This window comes from Streptomyces sp. NPDC023541 (assembly GCF_055559995.1).
In genome coordinates this window covers 1-13,996 of sequence record NZ_JBVHJO010000035.1, presented here as the reverse complement: position 1 = coordinate 13,996, position 13,996 = coordinate 1, and the positions used below count along the sequence as shown (strand labels likewise).

Genomic DNA, 13,996 nt, shown 5'->3' with positions numbered 1-13,996 from the left:
CCCGGGCTGCCCTGCGCACCCTGGAAACCCTGCGGACCGAAACCGCCCTGGGCACCCTGCACACCGGCGCCGCCCTGGACACCGGGACCACCCTGGGTGCCAGGGACGCCCTGGGATCCTGGTGTGCCGGTGTCGCCCTGAAACCCCTGGCCGCCTTGGCTTCCCTGGGTTCCGATCCCGCCCTGATTGCCCTGATTTCCTTGGCTGCCAAGCCCGCCCTGACTGCCCTGCGAGCCCATACTGCCCTGGCTGCCCTGACTTCCGGCACCGCCTTGGTTTCCTTGGCTGCCCTGGGTTCCGGCGGTCCCCTGACTTCCCTGCGGGCCGGCGTCTCCCTGGGTGCCCTGCGCACCGGGACCGCCCTGGCTGCCCTGATTTCCCTGCGGGCCTGACCCGCCCTGGCTGCCCGGGGACCCGGCACCGCCCTGGCTGCCCTGACTTCCGACACCGCCTTGGTTTCCTTGGCTGCCCTGGGTTCCGGCGGTCCCCTGACTTCCCTGCGGGCCAGCGTCTCCCTGGGTGCCCTGCGCCCCGAGACCGCCCTGGCTGCCCTGACTTCCCTGCGGGCCTGACCCGCCCTGGCTGCCCGGGGACCCGGTGCCCTGGGAGCCCTGACTGCCTTGGGAGCCCTGACTGCCTTGGGAGCCCTGGGACCCGACGCCCTGGCTGCCCTGCGCGCCCTGGAATCCCTGCGCGCCCTGACTGCCCTGGAACCCCTGACTGCCCTGGAACCCCTGACTGCCCTGGAACCCCTGACTGCCCTGGGACCCGGTGCCCTGGCTGCCCTGCGCGCCCTGAAATCCCTGCGCGCCCTGGGGGCCCTGCGTGCCCTGGTCGCCTTGGGGGCCCTGGGGGCCTGGTGGGCGGGGGTGTGGGCGCGGGTGCTCATGAGGCTTGCCATTGCCCGTCCCATGCCCGCCTGCTTCGTCACCGTCGTCACCGTGGCCACCCTCATGGCCGTGGTCACCGTCGTCACCGTGGCCACCCTCATGGCCGTGGTCACCGTCGTCACCGTGGCCACCCTCATGGCCGTGGTCACCGTGGCCACCCTCATGGCCGTGGTCACCGTCGTCACCGTGGCCACCCTCATGGCCGTGGTCACCGTCGTCACCGTGGCCACCCTCACGGCCGTGGTCACCGTGACCACCGTCGTCACCATGACCACCCTCGTCACCGTGGTCACCGTGACCACCGTCGTCGTCAGCCCTCCGCGGTGGGCGGGGCTCGAAGTCGGCACTCACAGCATCGTTCGAGCCTGGTACACCGATGGGGTAATCGACGGACATAGTTGTCGCGTTGGCTGGAGCGGTCGTTGACGAACCGAGATTGACAAGCAAGCCAAGAGTCCCCGACGCCGCGAGCGCAGTGACGGCCCGGACCCACGATCTCCTAAGAGACTGACGCTTCATGACGGAACCTTCCCGCAGGCTGAAAAGAGACCGCCGAGGGGGTGACGGGTCACATGGGCATGCCACACCATCACGTTCGGACGGCATGAATGAGCGCCCAAGCTGTTGCGCAGTCGTGCCAGCAGCAGTGTGCCGGGACCCGATTCCACGCCGACGGATGACAGCGAATGTCGCCGCACTTCATTCAGTTGGCGTACGGGCCGGCATTCGGGCTCTGTCCGAGGCTGAACGACAGGAATAGATGCCCTCCGCCAGGCATACGTCGTACGTAGGCAGCATCCCCCCGCCACCACCTCGGCCCACGACGGTGCCGCCGCGTCCCTGGCGGAGAGCAGCGGTGCGTCGGCCGGCCACTCGATGCCCAGGTCAGGATCGAGCAGATGAACCGCGTGCTCGGCGGTCGGCCGGTACGTCGTCCCCTGTCGGGGCACCTGCCGCGCGCCTTCGCCGCACTGGACGACGGCCGAATCCTGGACGAGACCGAGCATCACCCGGTGCTGCGCGACTTCCTCGCCCTGCACTGGGTGCGCTCCCACGCTCCCACTTCTACCGCGACACCTTCAACCGCATCTTCACCGAGTTCCGAGCCAGCAGCCGGCGCTGGTTCCTTACCGACGGACAAGAGCTGATCCGGGCTGCCGCCTTGCAGGAGTACGGCCTCCACATAGCCAGCCCTCAAGGAATGCAGCACATGGTCGACGACCTCCTGCGCCCGACCGACGAACTCTTCGCCAACGGCGCCCTGCTGCATATACGGATGGAAGAGATGTTCCACAAGGTCCGCAGCAGCATCGCCACAGCCGGGCTGGTGATCCGCAGCCCTGAATCCGGAGAGCTCATGATCGGGGACACCCCAGCCCAGACGGTCCGCCGTGAGCACGAACAAACGGTCTTCGGCATGGCTCTCGGGGACGCGACCAGCATGGTCATCCCTCTCGGTCCCAAGCATCTCCTGAGCCTCGGAGGCGAGCACGCCCTTGGTGTGCTGAACGACGCGGACAGGGAGTCCATGAACCGAGTGCAGGTACTGTCGGCCGTGCGCTACGTCTACTACCGGCCCGGCAGCCGACTCGACCGCAGCGTTCTCAAGGCCCGAGAGGGCGGCCTGGTCACGTGACCCGCCCGGCACGTCAGGCGGCACCGGGTGGGCTCCTGTCACGCTGCACGGTGGGGCTCGTCCCGTCCCGGTCGCAGTCCCGCTGCGCGGCCACAGGGCCGGCGGGCCGCTCCCCGCCCGCTGGGGCCTCGGCGTGGACGCCCGCGCGGCGGGAGGCGTACGCGAACGACCAGGGCCAGCTGGCCTCGCTGGTGGCGGTGACGGCCCGGTCGAACCGGTCGAAGGCGGATCAGGACCCGGCGGAGTGGCTGCCGCCGTCGCCGGATGCGTTGTGTCGGTACGGCGCGGAGTGGACTGCGACAAAGCTCCGCTGGGGCCTCGCGGTCGACGAAGCGGAGCGGGACCGGCTCCTGGACATCGCGGCCGGCTGCGGCGGCACCGACGTGGAGTTCACCCCCGCGCCGTAGCCCGGGTGTCGCGGTAGAAGGGGCCGCCACCGTGTCAGGCCCGGCCTCGCGGTGGCGGTCTCATTGCAGTCAGCGGGTCGCCTGGGAGGTTTCCGTACGCGTCAGGATGGACCGGCAGAGGTGCTGGATCTCCAGGTCAATGGCGACGTTCCATCCCCAGGCCTGGCCCTGATGTCGCCAGTGCGATGGCGGGCGTCACCAGGGCCAGCAGCGTGGCCAGCATCTTACGCCGCTTTGTTTGCACGGACCCGGTTGGGCCGGGTCCGGGGTTGTCCGGCGTCCGGGCGGGCGACACGGAGCTCTTCAAGACAGGTTCGAACTGCGGGGAGTCACCGCGCTGTCCGAACCGTGATCACGACGGCCATCAGCTTCTGGCCCTGCTCGACGGCCAGGTGCAGCTTGGTGGTCAGACCGCCGCGCGAGCGCCCAAGGCCGTGGTCGTCCGGCTCGACGGTGATCCCGCCGGGCGGCTCGGCCTGTAAGGTCCCCCCTTTTCCGCGCTCCGGCGGCGTGCTGGTGAGCCCGGCATACGGTGGAATCGATGTTGAGGTCCCAGGTGATGAGATCCTTGGCGTCGGCCTGAGCCTGCAGCTCGCTGAAGATCCGCTGCCAGGTGCCGTCCCGCTGCCAACGGCGGAACAGGTCATACGACCTGGCCCAGGGCCCGTATCGCTCCGGCATATCCCGCCACGGGACGCCGGTCCGGGTACGGAACCGTATGCCGTCGATCAGCTGCCGCCGACTCCATCTCGGTGGACGTCCGGGTTTCCTGCCCCTGGGCAGCAATGACTCCAGCCGGGCCCACTGCGTATCCGTCAGATCTCCACGTGCCACCCGGTGATCTTCACGGACCGTGATCTACTTTTGGTCATCGAGTCGAACACCGGAAAGCCATGGTCATGACCAACCACTGCTGCGAAGCGATGAGCCGCCGCGTGAACGTGCGCTGCGACCAGCACGACGACCCCTTCGCCTGCCCGGACGCACTGATCAAATTCAGCGCCAAGTTCAAGGAGTACGGGCTGATCATCCACGACGGCGGCACGTCGAGCATCACCATCGACTTCTGTCCCTGGTGCGGACGACGTCTCCCCGAGTCACAGCGGGACCGATGGTTCGACGAACTGGAACGCCGCGGGATCGATCCTGGGGAGGACGAAGTCCCCGCCGAATTCCAGGACGACCGCTGGCTCGCCGTCCCGCCTCAGGACTGACGAACCACAGCCTCCCAAGCCACTTCCGATACACGCCCTACTGATCTTTTCGTTAGTTCTGTGGGTGTGGTGGGCATGTTGGTGGGACCCTGGGCTCGTGTCTTTCAAGCCTCTCGTGTCCTGCCTGGTGCGTCAGGATCAGCAGGGTCGAGCGCCCGGGCCGCCGCCGAGCGGCTCGCAGCGGGCGAGGAGTCGGCCGAAAATCAGGCACGTGACGAGCCCTCAGCACCCTTTGCCGGCCGAGCGGCCGGACGCGGGCGACGTCGAACAGCACGCCTGCCCGAAGCGCGACGCCCAGCCCGGCTCGCCGTGCCGCTCACGCGGCGGTACGGCCAAGTCCCGGCACAAGGGGGCCCGAGAACGTGCTCCGCTGTTTTCCAGCTGTCCCCGGAGGCAATCGCCGAAGTCATCGGCCTGTTGGCTCCCAGCGGCAGCCGGTGCTGGCAGACGCCGGGCGGGGGGACGCTCACCCAATCGGGGTAGTGGTGGTGCGGACGTCACCGGGTGTGCGCCTGCGGTCGGCGACGATGAGCAGCATGAGCAGCTCAAAGGTGTACTTCGACATCTCGATCGACGGTCAGCCTGCGGGGCGGATCAACTTCATCCTGTACGACGAGATCGTGCCCAAGACGGCTGAGAATTTCCGCGCGCTGTGCACAGGCGAGAAGGGCTTCGGCTACGCGGGCTCGACCTTCCACCGCATCATCCCCGAGTTCATGCTCCAGGGCGGCGATTTCACCAAGGGCGACGGAACCGGTGGCAAGAGCATCTACGGCGACAAGTTCGCGGACGAGAACTTCGACCGCATGCACACCAAGCCCGGCATGCTCAGCATGGCCAACTCGGGGCCGAACACCAACGGCTCGCAGTTCTTCATCACCACCGTGGTGACCTCCTGGCTGGACGGGAGGCACGTCGTATTCGGCGAGGTCGCCGACGAGAAGAGCATGGACGTGGTGAAGGAGATCGAGCGCTGCGGCAGCACCTCCGGGAAGCCCACCAAGAAGGTCGTCATCGACACATGCGGGGCACTTTGAGGTTCGGCCGGCCTGCCCATGGGCGCTGGACAGGCCAGTCGACCCTACGGGTCGCAAGGACAGACTCGTACACCGCGTGAAGCATACGGGTGAATTTCGAACTCGGACACTTCAATCGGCGGACTGAGGTGGAATGTGAGGATGCGGGAAGCCGCCGGGATCATTCCCGGCAATGCATACGCGGTACTCACACCAGGAGATCAAGTGTCCAACGCTCGACTCACTTACGCCGCCGGCGGTACGTTTGTTGCCGTTCCGACAGCGTTTCCGGAGCTGGATCCCGGCGTGCAAGGGTTCCTGAAGATGCCGTTCATTAATTCGCACGCCCCGAACAATCATCCCCTCAAGCAGAGGACAACATTCGACCCTAGCGTGATGCTATGCGACTTTCAGGGCGTCGACCCCAAGGCAATGGACTTCTCCACCGTCGCCCGCGACGCCAAAATCCTGGCAAGCGCTGTACAGCGTGACCCCGATGGGATCCGACGCGCAATGAGCATCATGGGCCAGCGCCAGATTACCTCCAAGGACTTGGAAACGGTCACTGAAATCCTCGAACCATTGGGACTTACGGAGGCCGCTTCAGTGAGGGAAGGGGGCGGGCTGTGGCCCGTTCTGATCCTGGCGGCCCTCGCGGTCGGCGCCAGCTGCAGCGCCCATTGTGCGGCCAAGAAAACAGAACCCAACAACCCCACGGACGTGCGTTGAACTCCTGGTCATGCCACCACTAAGCCCGCTCCACCGGCCGGCGCTTTGGGGATAAGGTCTCGGGAAACGAGGAACTGCCCTGCGGGTCCCGATGACGCGAATCCTGAGCAGCCGGGGCCAGTGGCCGGTTTATTCAGTCAGCGCGGCGACGGATAGCCGTCTGCGGAAGCGGCCGCGTACCCGCACGGCCTACATCAGAGGTGGCGCCACGCAGAGGGACTCGCCGGCGCAGGCTTGTCCGGCGTTGGCGACCCCTCGGGGCGTCAGATGCGGTGAACCGTGTGGAGCTTGTTCGCTGTCCCCGTGTCGTCGCCCGAGTCGGCGTTGAACAGGAGCGGGTCGCCGGGCTGGAGTTGCTGTGCGGGGGCTGGTTCATGCCGTCCCTCTGGTCGATCCGGATGCCGGGGGCGTAATCCGCCATGTGGCGAGCTGCGCGGGATCCGGGTCTTGGAGGTGTTCTGGTCCCCGTCCGCCACAAGCTGCTCGCGTTCCTCGTGTACGACGGGTTCGCCCGTCCGGTGTCCGGCCTGCCGTCGGCCAGCCGCGGGGGAGGGGGGTGCCCTCTATGTTCTTCGTCAAGCGTGTGGGCAGCTTCTGCCCGGGGTTCGATCTTCTTCGTGGGGCATGAGACTGTCTGGTCGTGCCAGAGATGATGAGTGGATTGGAGGCGGCCTTGGCTGAGGTGTCGTCTCCTTCGTGAACGCAACGTGTTCGTGCCGGGCGTGATCTTGCTTCCTTCGCTGATGTTCCTGAGGCTGCGGAAGATGCGCGGCGACGTGGACGAAGAGGAGTTCCTGCTCAGGGGCGAACGGATCGGCGGTTACCTGACCTACCTGCGCGGCATCGCCTTCGAGCAGGGCCACCGCGACTGGTGCCGCCGGAGTGCGGCGGTTTGACGGCGGGGCCCTGGGGGGCGTGCCCGGTCGGGGCTGCGCGGCCATGGACGTCGACCGGGTGCAGGACGTGTTCACTGCGGGCCTTCACTACCTGACCAGCCACGTGGCGACCGACGTACCCGCGGTATCGGCGTGACCTGCACCTGCCGGGGCTGGTGGAGGCGGGGTCGTCGTGGTGGTCAGTTGGGTGGTGGGGTGGTGCGGGTGGCGAGTCCGTCGAGGAGGGCGCCAAGGCCGAAGCGGAGGAGGGATTCGGGGGAGAGGTCGGCGTCCGCGCGGGTGGTGGTGAAGGCGGGGAAGGCTCCGCCGTCCACCAGCGCCGTCAGCCGTGTCTCCTGGGCGTGCATCCATTCCTGCCCGCTGATGCCGCTGGTGCGTGCCGCGTCGGATTCTGGTTCGAGGTCGATGGCGCGGCCGCGGATGTAGCCGAAGAGTGTCACGGCGGCGTGCATGCGGGTGTCGGCGTCCAGGCCGAGGCTGTCGAGGGCGGCGAGGGCCCAGTCGATGTGGCGGATGCCGTTGGGGATGAGCAGGGGCCGGTTGAGGTTCATCGCGCCGGCCAGCCAGGGGTGGGTCCGGTAGAGCTGCCATTGCAGGTGCGCCGAGAGTTCCAGCCGTTCCCGCCAGTGCGGCGGCGGCTGCTGGGGCAGGGTTTGTTCCCCGAAGGCCGCGTCGGCCATCAGCGCCACGAGCTGTTCCTTGTTTTGGACGTGGCGGTAGAGGGACATGGCCGAGACCCCGAGTTCCGTGCCGAGTCGGCGCATGGTGAGAGCCGCGAGCCCTTCCGCGTCCGCGATGGCGATGGCCGCGCGGACGATACGGGCCCGCTGCGCCGTGTCGTCCTCGGTGGCGGTGCGGCGGGCCGGGGCGCCCGTCGCGGGCCGGGCCGTGACCACCGTGCCCACCCCTGGCACGGCCCGGACCAGGCCCTCCTGTCCGAGCAGGGCCAGGACCTTGCTCGCGGTGGCCATGGCGACTCCCCACCGCTGGGTGATGGCCCGTGTCGAGGGCACCCGGTCCCCTGGGCGCAGTTCTCCGCGCTCGATACGGCCCCGTAGTTCGGCCGCGATCCGCGCGTACGGCGCCCGCTTCCGCTCCGTCATCCCGTCCCCCTACCACTGCACTAGTACGGACAGACCTTAGTGCACTAGATCAGTTTACCCAACCTCCCTGTTACATCTGCAAGTTCCTCTCTATACGTTGTACACATCACTTCGAGAGAGGAACCCGAGATGAACCAGCCTCAGACCCAGACGACGAACCGGACCGTGCTGATCTCCGGCGGCAGTGTCGCGGGGCCGGCCCTCGCGTACTGGCTGCACCGCCACGGCTTCACCCCCACGATCGTCGAACGGGCCCCGGAACTCCGCGACGGCGGCTACGCTGTCGACTTCCGCGGCGAGGCCCTCGACGTCCTGGACCGCATGGGCCTCCTCGACCAGATCCAGGCACTGGACACGCAGATGGGCGACGCGGCCATGGTCGACGCCGAGGGCCGCCAGTACGCGACCCTCCCCGCGGCGATCTTCGCCGGGGACCTGGAGGTACTCAAAGGCGACCTGACCCGCATGCTCTACGAGGCGACCCGCGAGAACGTCGAGTATGTCTTCGGCGACTCCATCGCGACCCTGGACCAGGACGAGGACGGCGTCCTCGCTACTTTCGAGCGCGGCGCGCCCCGCCGCTTCGACCTGGTCGTCGGTGCCGACGGCCTGCACTCCCGCACCCGCGCCCTGGCCTTCGGCCCTGAGCAGCAGTACGTCCGCCACCTCGGCATCTACACGGCGATCTTCAACCTGGACAACTACCTCGGCCTGGAGAACACCGGCCGCCTCTACGCCGCCCCCGGCAAGGCCGCCAACATCTTCACGGCTCGCAACAACAACGAGGCCCGCGCGGCCTTCCACTTCGCCGCCGACCACCTGGAGTACGACCTCCGCGACCCCACCTCCCACAAGCGGATCATCGCCGAACGGTTCGCCGGCGAGGGCTGGGAGATCCCGCGCCTGCTGAAGGAGATGGACGCCGCGCAGGAGTTCTTCTTTGACGCCAACGCCCAGGTCGTTATGGACGCCTGGTCCACCGGTCGCATTGTCCTCCTCGGCGACGCTGGCTACTGCGCCGGCCCCACCTCCGGCCGCGGCACCTCCCAGGCGCTGATCGGCGCCTACCTCCTCGCCGGCGAACTCGCCGCCCGCGGCGGCGACTACACGGCCGCCTTCGCCGCGTACGAGGAGCTGATGCGCCCCCACACCGCCGAACACCAGGCCCTGGGCCGCGAGGGAGCCGAACGGTTCTTCCTGCCGGCCCCCACCCAGGAGATGCTCGACATGCTGGCCGCCAACGCCCCGGAGAACACCCGAACGGATCCGGTCCGCCTCCCCGACTACGCTCCTGCCACCGCCGCCTGACACGCGACGGAGCATCCACACCCGAGCCCGCCGCCCGGCCCGTCGTTGCCGCCGACGCTGATGCGTAGCACTCCTGCCGGCACCCTGCACTGCCCCCAGTGGCTCCGGCGCCCGTCCCTTCAGTCCGCGCACACCTCCCTGAAGACGGGTGTGAGTAGTTGCGGTACAGAAAATGCCGCTGAGATCGATCATGGTCGGCTAGCACACCTCCCGGGGGTGCCGCCGGGGTTCTCGGAAAGATCGTCGGGTGGCTGTCGGTGCTGGCTACGGTCCGGTCGTGCCGGTGGAATTTCTGACTGATGAGCAGGCCGAGGCGTACGGGACGTTCACCGAGGTGCCCACGCGCCCGGAGCTGGAGCGGTTCTTCTTCCTCGATGACGACGACCGTGATCTGATCGCGCTGCGTCGTACGGACGCGCACCGGCTGGGGATGGCGGTGCAGATCTGCACGGTCCGCTACGTCGGCCGGTTTCTGGGTGAGGACCCGCTCGCGGTGCCGTGGGAGGTCGTGGAGTACCTGGCCGGGCAGCTCGGCATTGCGGACGCTTCGTGCGTGAAGCGGTTCCCGGAGCGGCGCAGGACACCGTACGAGCACGCGGCGGAGATCCAGGAGCGGTTCAAGTACCGGGACTTCGCCGACCGGAAGTCGGGGCGGGAGTTCCGCGGCTTTCTGTACGGGCGGGCGTGGACACACGCCGAGGGGCCAGTGGCGCTGTTCAACCACGCGGTGACGTGGCTGCGCAAGAACCGGGTGCTGCTGCCCGGGGTGAGCGTACTGGCTCGGCAGGTGTCTGAGGCCCGCGCGGTGGCCGAGCGGCGCGTGTACGAGGCGGTGGCCCGCGCCGCGCACCGGGCCGACCCCTCGCTCGGGCCGGCGCTGGCCGAACTACTGGTGGTGCCGGAAGGCAAGCGGGTCTCGGAGCTGGAGCGACTGCGGACGCCGCCGACGAAGTCGACAGGCACCGCGATGGTGCGGGCCATGGAGCGGATGGAGGAGATCTCCGCGTTCGCGCTGGGCCGGGTGAACCTGTCTCGGGTACCAGTGAACCGGCTGTCCACGCTGGGCCCGGTACGGGCAGCTGTGCAAGGCGCAGACGATCGAGCGGGCGCCCGATCCGCGGCGGACCGCGCTGCTGACGGCGGTGGTGCGTCAGCTGGAGGCGCAGGCGGTCGACGACGCGCTGCATTTGTTCGCGGTGCTGATGGCGAACCGGCTGATCAGCCCAGCGCGGCGGGCCTCGGAGCGGGAGCGCCTGGCGATGCTGCCGCAGCTGGAGAAGGCGGCCCGCATCCTGGCGAAGGCGTCGAAGATCCTCACTGAGGAGCTGGACCTGGTCGCCGAGCACGACGCGGACCTGGACGTCGCCGCGCTGTGGGCGGCGGTGGAGGAGGCCGTGCCGCGTACGGCGGTGGCCGGCGCGGTGGCGACCGTCGAGGCCCTGGTGCCCGAGGACGACGGGTCGGCCGAGGCGGCGATGCGCGAGAAGCTGGCCCTGCGCTACAACACCGTGCGCCCTTTCCTGGCCCTGCTGGGCGAGTCTGATGCGCTGGGCGCCACACCGGCCGGGCGGCGCCTGTTGAAGGCGGTACGCCGCCTGCCCGCGCTCTCGCGCCGGAGGGTCAAGGGCCGGCCGCTGCTGCCCCGTGAGGTCGACGCCGAGTTGGTGCCCGCCATGTGGAAGCGGTCGGTGTTCTCCAACACCAAGCTGCCCCAGGGCGCGGTCGACCGAGACGCGTACGTGGTGTGCGTGCTGGAGCAGCTGCACCGCGCGCTGAACCGGCGCGACGTGTTCGCCGCCCCGTCGAACCGGTGGACGGACCCACGCGCCCGGCTGCTGGACGGCCCCCGGTGGGAGGCGATGCGCGCGGACGTGCTGGCAGGCCTGTCCCTGACCGAGGACGCGGGCGAGCACCTGGCCCAGCTCACGCGTGGGCTGAACGCGGCGTGGCGGCAGATGGCCGACCGGCTCGCCGAGGCCGGCGATGAGGCGAAGGTGGAGATCGTCGTCCCCGAGGGAGGCGGCCGTGCCCGCCTGTCGGTGGACAAGCTCGGCGCGGTGGGCGAGCCGGAGTCGCTGACCTGGCTGAAGACCACCACGGAGGCGATGCTTCCCCGGATCGCCCTGCCGGACCTGCTCTTCGAGGTGCACTCCTGGGGTCAGCTGGCTCCCACTGCGGCAACCCGTTCGCGAAGGGCAAGGCCCGGTAGTACGCGTTCATCTCATCTCGTTGCGGTGGGCGCACCTGAGTAACCATGGCGGACAGTAGATCCACAGCCATCGTCTACAGACAACCTGTTTTCGGCGGGATGAATGAGAGCCAGTGGGGCGGCGAGTTCGAGAGCCATTTGTGATCTTGTGAACACGGATCGAGCGTCCCAGCCTAGAGAACTGATGAGCACCTGCTGCTTCACTCCATCGAGCGACCGCAGTTCTGGGCGGGGAAGCGCGCCGCCTGGCTGTCAGGGCAGGTCGGAGATGTTGGTACCGGGTGGTAGCAGGAGTCCTTCGGGCGCTGTTTGCATGCCGAAGCGTGGGGGGTGGGTAAACGTCGCGGTGCTGGAGAAGTCGACGGTGCCGCCGGTGAAGCGGGCAGGTGGGACAGTGACGTGGAGGCTCTGGAGGTGGTGCTCGCCGAAGTTCACGACGGCGCCGGTGAACGTGGAACCGGCGAAGTCGACGAGACCGTCGGAGAACTCAGCGTCCTCGAAGCGGATCTCTCCTGCGCTGAAGGCGGCATCCCGGAAGTTCACACCGCCGCCGTTGAAGCGTGCGCTGTCGAAGGTGACCCAGCCGCCGCTGAAGACGGCCCGATCGAAGCGGACGGAGCCGCTGCGGAACTCGGCGAGGCGGAAGTAGACGCAACTCCCGCTGGCGAATTCGGCCTCGTCGAAGACCACCTGGTCTCGATCGTGACCGACGAAGAGCGCGTTGACGAAGATGATGTCGCCGCCGGTGAAACGGGCGCCGCGGAAGTACGCCTCGTCAAGCACGGCGCCGGTGAAGTCGAGATCGTAGCCCTGCCAGGATTCGGGTGAGTCGTCTCGCAGATGGGCGGCGATGAGCCGGAGGACGGTCTTTCGTATCTCACGTTCGCGTTGCCAGGCGACGAGGGCCAGCTCGTCGGCTGGAGGATCCGGCGCATGGGGCATCCTCAGGTAGCCGCATAACACGTCGAGACAGGTCTGACGCTCCTGGAGCCACTCGTCGGCGAGTCGGGCCATGGCATACGCGCCCGCCATCCGGGCCGCTGGTTGATCCGCCCCGAGTTGATCGGCTGCGGCCCCGAACCGGTCGGTGAAGGCCCTGCCGTGCTCACGCTCTTCACTTACCTCATTCAGGTGCTGGCGCCGGTAGCCGACGACCAGAGCCACCACACCGCCGGCTCCGGCGACGATCGCCAGTGCGATCTTGATGCCGTCGTAAATGTCTCCCGGCTTGAGCGGTCCGGCCACGTACAGCCGAGGCGCACCCAGAAGCAGCCAGAGCAATGCCGCGACGATGCCGACTGTGAAGGCGGACAGCAACAGCACAACAGCAACATGCAGGCTCAGCGGCCAACGCATCACGCTTCGAGGATCTGGACCTGAACGCTCGCCCCTGGCCGCCATACCGTCAGCCTAGAACCGGCGTCAAGATCAAGAAATGGCGTCGGAATGAATTACTGCCGGAGCGACACCAGTCCGCCCAGTCGCCCCTGAGTCCCCGACAAACAGTCGCTCGGCTCTGACGGCCATTCGGCTCACGGCGTGTAACAACCAGAAGCCTCGACGCGCTTGCCGCCGCCGGGTGCCGGAAGATCTTCGCGGACAAGAAGTCCGGCAAAAACGCGCTCCGCCCCGAACTGAAGGCGTGCCACGCCTTCCTCGACCCCGGGGACACCCTCGTCGTCCCGAGTCTGGACCGCTACGGCCGCAGCCTTCAGGATCTCATCAACATGGTCGCCGAACACCGCAGGCCGCGATGAGGAGGTGGCGGCGCTGGACGCGGCGGCAGCTGATAGACGGCATACGGTGGCGGACCCGGACCGGCGCCCCGTGGCGGGACGTGCCGGAACGCTATGGCCCGTGGGACCGGGTCTACGACCTGTTCCGCCGCTGGCAGCGGCACGGGACGTGGTCCTGGATCCTTACCCAGCTCCAGGCCGAGGCGGACGCGAAGGGCCTGATCACCTGGGACGTCAACGTCGACTCCACCGTCTGCCGGGCCCACCAGCATGCCGCCGGGGCGGCGAAAAAGGGGATCTCCAGAAGGAACCGCCCGGCGGCGTCTTCGTCGAGCCGACCGACCACGGTCTCGGACGCTCCCGCGGCGGACTGACCAGCAAAATCCACCTTGCGGTCGAGCAGGGGCAGAAGCCCTTGTCCGTGGTGATAACGGCTGGGCAGCGGGGTGACTCGCCGCAGTTCGAGACGGTCCTGGAAGCTATCCGGGTGCCGAGGCTGGGGCTCGGCAGGCCGCGCAAGCGACCGGACCGGGTGCGTGCCGACAAAGCGTACGACTCCCGCCGCAACCGCTCTTACCTGCGTAGACGCGGGATCAAGGCCACCATCCCGGTCCCGGCGGACCGGGTCCGCAACCGCCTCAAGCGTGGATCGCGTGGCGGGCGGCCGCCGACATTCGACAAGGACGACTACAAGCAGCGGCACGCGGTCGAATGCGGGATCAACCGGCTCAAGCGCCACCGGGCCGTCGCCACGCGGTACGACTGTGAGGATGTTCAGGTGCCGCTTCGGGCGGTGGCCTGACTCGCGATACGACTGGCCTTGGTGCCTTGAGTTTGATCTGTCGGCCACTG

13 protein-coding genes and 3 pseudogenes are annotated in these 13,996 nt (G+C 68.2%); 13 read left to right on the top strand and 3 right to left on the bottom strand.

All coding sequences use genetic code 11. From position 1 onward, the window contains the following. The 4 genes and pseudogenes from ACZ3X1_RS36930 to ACZ3X1_RS36915 form a co-directional block, all read left to right on the top strand. On the top strand, positions 1–392 hold a 392-nt coding region (locus ACZ3X1_RS36930; protein ID WP_467283905.1), incomplete at its 5' end, for a hypothetical protein. 246 nt (positions 393–638) lie between these two features. Further along, the gene (locus tag ACZ3X1_RS36925; protein ID WP_467283903.1) at positions 639–1,316 is read left to right on the top strand and encodes a hypothetical protein; all 678 of its coding nucleotides are present in this window, start codon (positions 639–641) and stop codon (positions 1,314–1,316) included. Positions 1,317–2,100: 784 nt separating this feature from the next. Continuing rightward, complete coding sequence (locus ACZ3X1_RS36920) at positions 2,101–2,526, top strand: hypothetical protein (protein WP_467283901.1); 426 nt, start codon at positions 2,101–2,103, stop codon at positions 2,524–2,526. A gap of 98 nt (positions 2,527–2,624) precedes the next feature. Beyond that, a pseudogene (locus ACZ3X1_RS36915) lies at positions 2,625–2,933 on the top strand (HNH endonuclease); the annotation flags it as partial. Positions 2,934–3,236: 303 nt separating this feature from the next. Here the strand turns inward: ACZ3X1_RS36915 and ACZ3X1_RS36910 are convergent. Then, entirely contained in the window at positions 3,237–3,767 is a 531-nt protein-coding gene (locus ACZ3X1_RS36910; protein WP_467283900.1) for an IS5 family transposase, read from the bottom strand. Between the two features lie 65 nt (positions 3,768–3,832). Between ACZ3X1_RS36910 and ACZ3X1_RS36905 the strand changes: the two genes are divergently transcribed. From ACZ3X1_RS36905 to ACZ3X1_RS36890, 4 genes are all read left to right on the top strand, one after another. Then, positions 3,833–4,147 (top strand): DUF6980 family protein, encoded by a 315-nt coding sequence (locus ACZ3X1_RS36905; RefSeq protein WP_467283927.1) that lies wholly within the window; start codon positions 3,833–3,835, stop codon positions 4,145–4,147. 536 nt (positions 4,148–4,683) lie between these two features. Then, on the top strand, positions 4,684–5,184 hold the full coding sequence (locus ACZ3X1_RS36900; protein WP_467283898.1) for a peptidylprolyl isomerase: 501 nt from the start codon (positions 4,684–4,686) through the stop codon (positions 5,182–5,184). A 141-nt stretch (positions 5,185–5,325) separates the two neighbouring features. Beyond that, positions 5,326–5,892 carry a hypothetical protein gene (locus ACZ3X1_RS36895; protein WP_467283896.1) on the top strand — a complete coding sequence of 189 codons (567 nt, stop codon included), beginning with the start codon at positions 5,326–5,328 and terminating at the stop codon, positions 5,890–5,892. 722 nt (positions 5,893–6,614) lie between these two features. Continuing rightward, on the top strand, positions 6,615–6,788 hold the full coding sequence (locus tag ACZ3X1_RS36890) for a hypothetical protein (protein WP_467283894.1): 174 nt from the start codon (positions 6,615–6,617) through the stop codon (positions 6,786–6,788). 179 nt (positions 6,789–6,967) lie between these two features. On the opposite strand, the gene ACZ3X1_RS36885 is transcribed toward ACZ3X1_RS36890, so the two are convergent. Further along, a complete protein-coding gene (locus ACZ3X1_RS36885) occupies positions 6,968–7,891 on the bottom strand; it encodes a GntR family transcriptional regulator (protein ID WP_467283892.1) in 924 nt (307 codons plus the stop codon). A gap of 129 nt (positions 7,892–8,020) precedes the next feature. Here ACZ3X1_RS36885 and ACZ3X1_RS36880 point away from each other — a divergent pair, with 129 nt between their 5' ends. Beyond that, positions 8,021–9,199 carry an FAD-dependent monooxygenase gene (locus ACZ3X1_RS36880; protein ID WP_467283890.1) on the top strand — a complete coding sequence of 393 codons (1,179 nt, stop codon included), beginning with the start codon at positions 8,021–8,023 and terminating at the stop codon, positions 9,197–9,199. A gap of 277 nt (positions 9,200–9,476) precedes the next feature. Beyond that, positions 9,477–11,355: pseudogene (locus tag ACZ3X1_RS36875) on the top strand (DUF4158 domain-containing protein); the annotation flags it as partial. Positions 11,356–11,660: 305 nt separating this feature from the next. Here the strand turns inward: ACZ3X1_RS36875 and ACZ3X1_RS36870 are convergent. Continuing rightward, the gene (locus ACZ3X1_RS36870; RefSeq protein WP_467283888.1) at positions 11,661–12,767 is read right to left on the bottom strand and encodes a pentapeptide repeat-containing protein; all 1,107 of its coding nucleotides are present in this window, start codon (positions 12,765–12,767) and stop codon (positions 11,661–11,663) included. A 230-nt stretch (positions 12,768–12,997) separates the two neighbouring features. Here ACZ3X1_RS36870 and ACZ3X1_RS36865 point away from each other — a divergent pair. From ACZ3X1_RS36865 to ACZ3X1_RS36855, 3 genes and pseudogenes are all read left to right on the top strand, one after another. Next, positions 12,998–13,153: pseudogene (locus ACZ3X1_RS36865) on the top strand (recombinase family protein); the annotation flags it as partial. A gap of 8 nt (positions 13,154–13,161) precedes the next feature. Next, positions 13,162–13,518, top strand: coding sequence for a transposase (locus tag ACZ3X1_RS36860; RefSeq protein WP_467283886.1), 357 nt, complete (start codon positions 13,162–13,164; stop codon positions 13,516–13,518). Continuing rightward, positions 13,515–13,946, top strand: coding sequence for a transposase (locus tag ACZ3X1_RS36855; protein WP_467283924.1), 432 nt, complete (start codon positions 13,515–13,517; stop codon positions 13,944–13,946). Before ACZ3X1_RS36860 ends, ACZ3X1_RS36855 begins: the two co-directional genes overlap by 4 nt. The last annotated feature ends 50 nt before the right edge of the window (positions 13,947–13,996 follow it).

What these genes read in the sequence shown, in the direction of transcription:
- ACZ3X1_RS36885 (WP_467283892.1), bottom strand. Translation starts at nt 7,891, where the DNA reads ATGACGGAGCGGAAGCGGGCGCCGTACGCGCGGATCGCGGCCGAACTA.
- ACZ3X1_RS36880 (WP_467283890.1), top strand. Translation starts at nt 8,021, where the DNA reads ATGAACCAGCCTCAGACCCAGACGACGAACCGGACCGTGCTGATCTCC.
- ACZ3X1_RS36920 (WP_467283901.1), top strand. Translation starts at nt 2,101, where the DNA reads ATGGTCGACGACCTCCTGCGCCCGACCGACGAACTCTTCGCCAACGGC.
- ACZ3X1_RS36900 (WP_467283898.1), top strand. Translation starts at nt 4,684, where the DNA reads ATGAGCAGCTCAAAGGTGTACTTCGACATCTCGATCGACGGTCAGCCT.
- ACZ3X1_RS36860 (WP_467283886.1), top strand. Translation starts at nt 13,162, where the DNA reads ATGAGGAGGTGGCGGCGCTGGACGCGGCGGCAGCTGATAGACGGCATA.
- ACZ3X1_RS36905 (WP_467283927.1), top strand. Translation starts at nt 3,833, where the DNA reads ATGACCAACCACTGCTGCGAAGCGATGAGCCGCCGCGTGAACGTGCGC.
- ACZ3X1_RS36895 (WP_467283896.1), top strand. Translation starts at nt 5,326, where the DNA reads ATGCGGGAAGCCGCCGGGATCATTCCCGGCAATGCATACGCGGTACTC.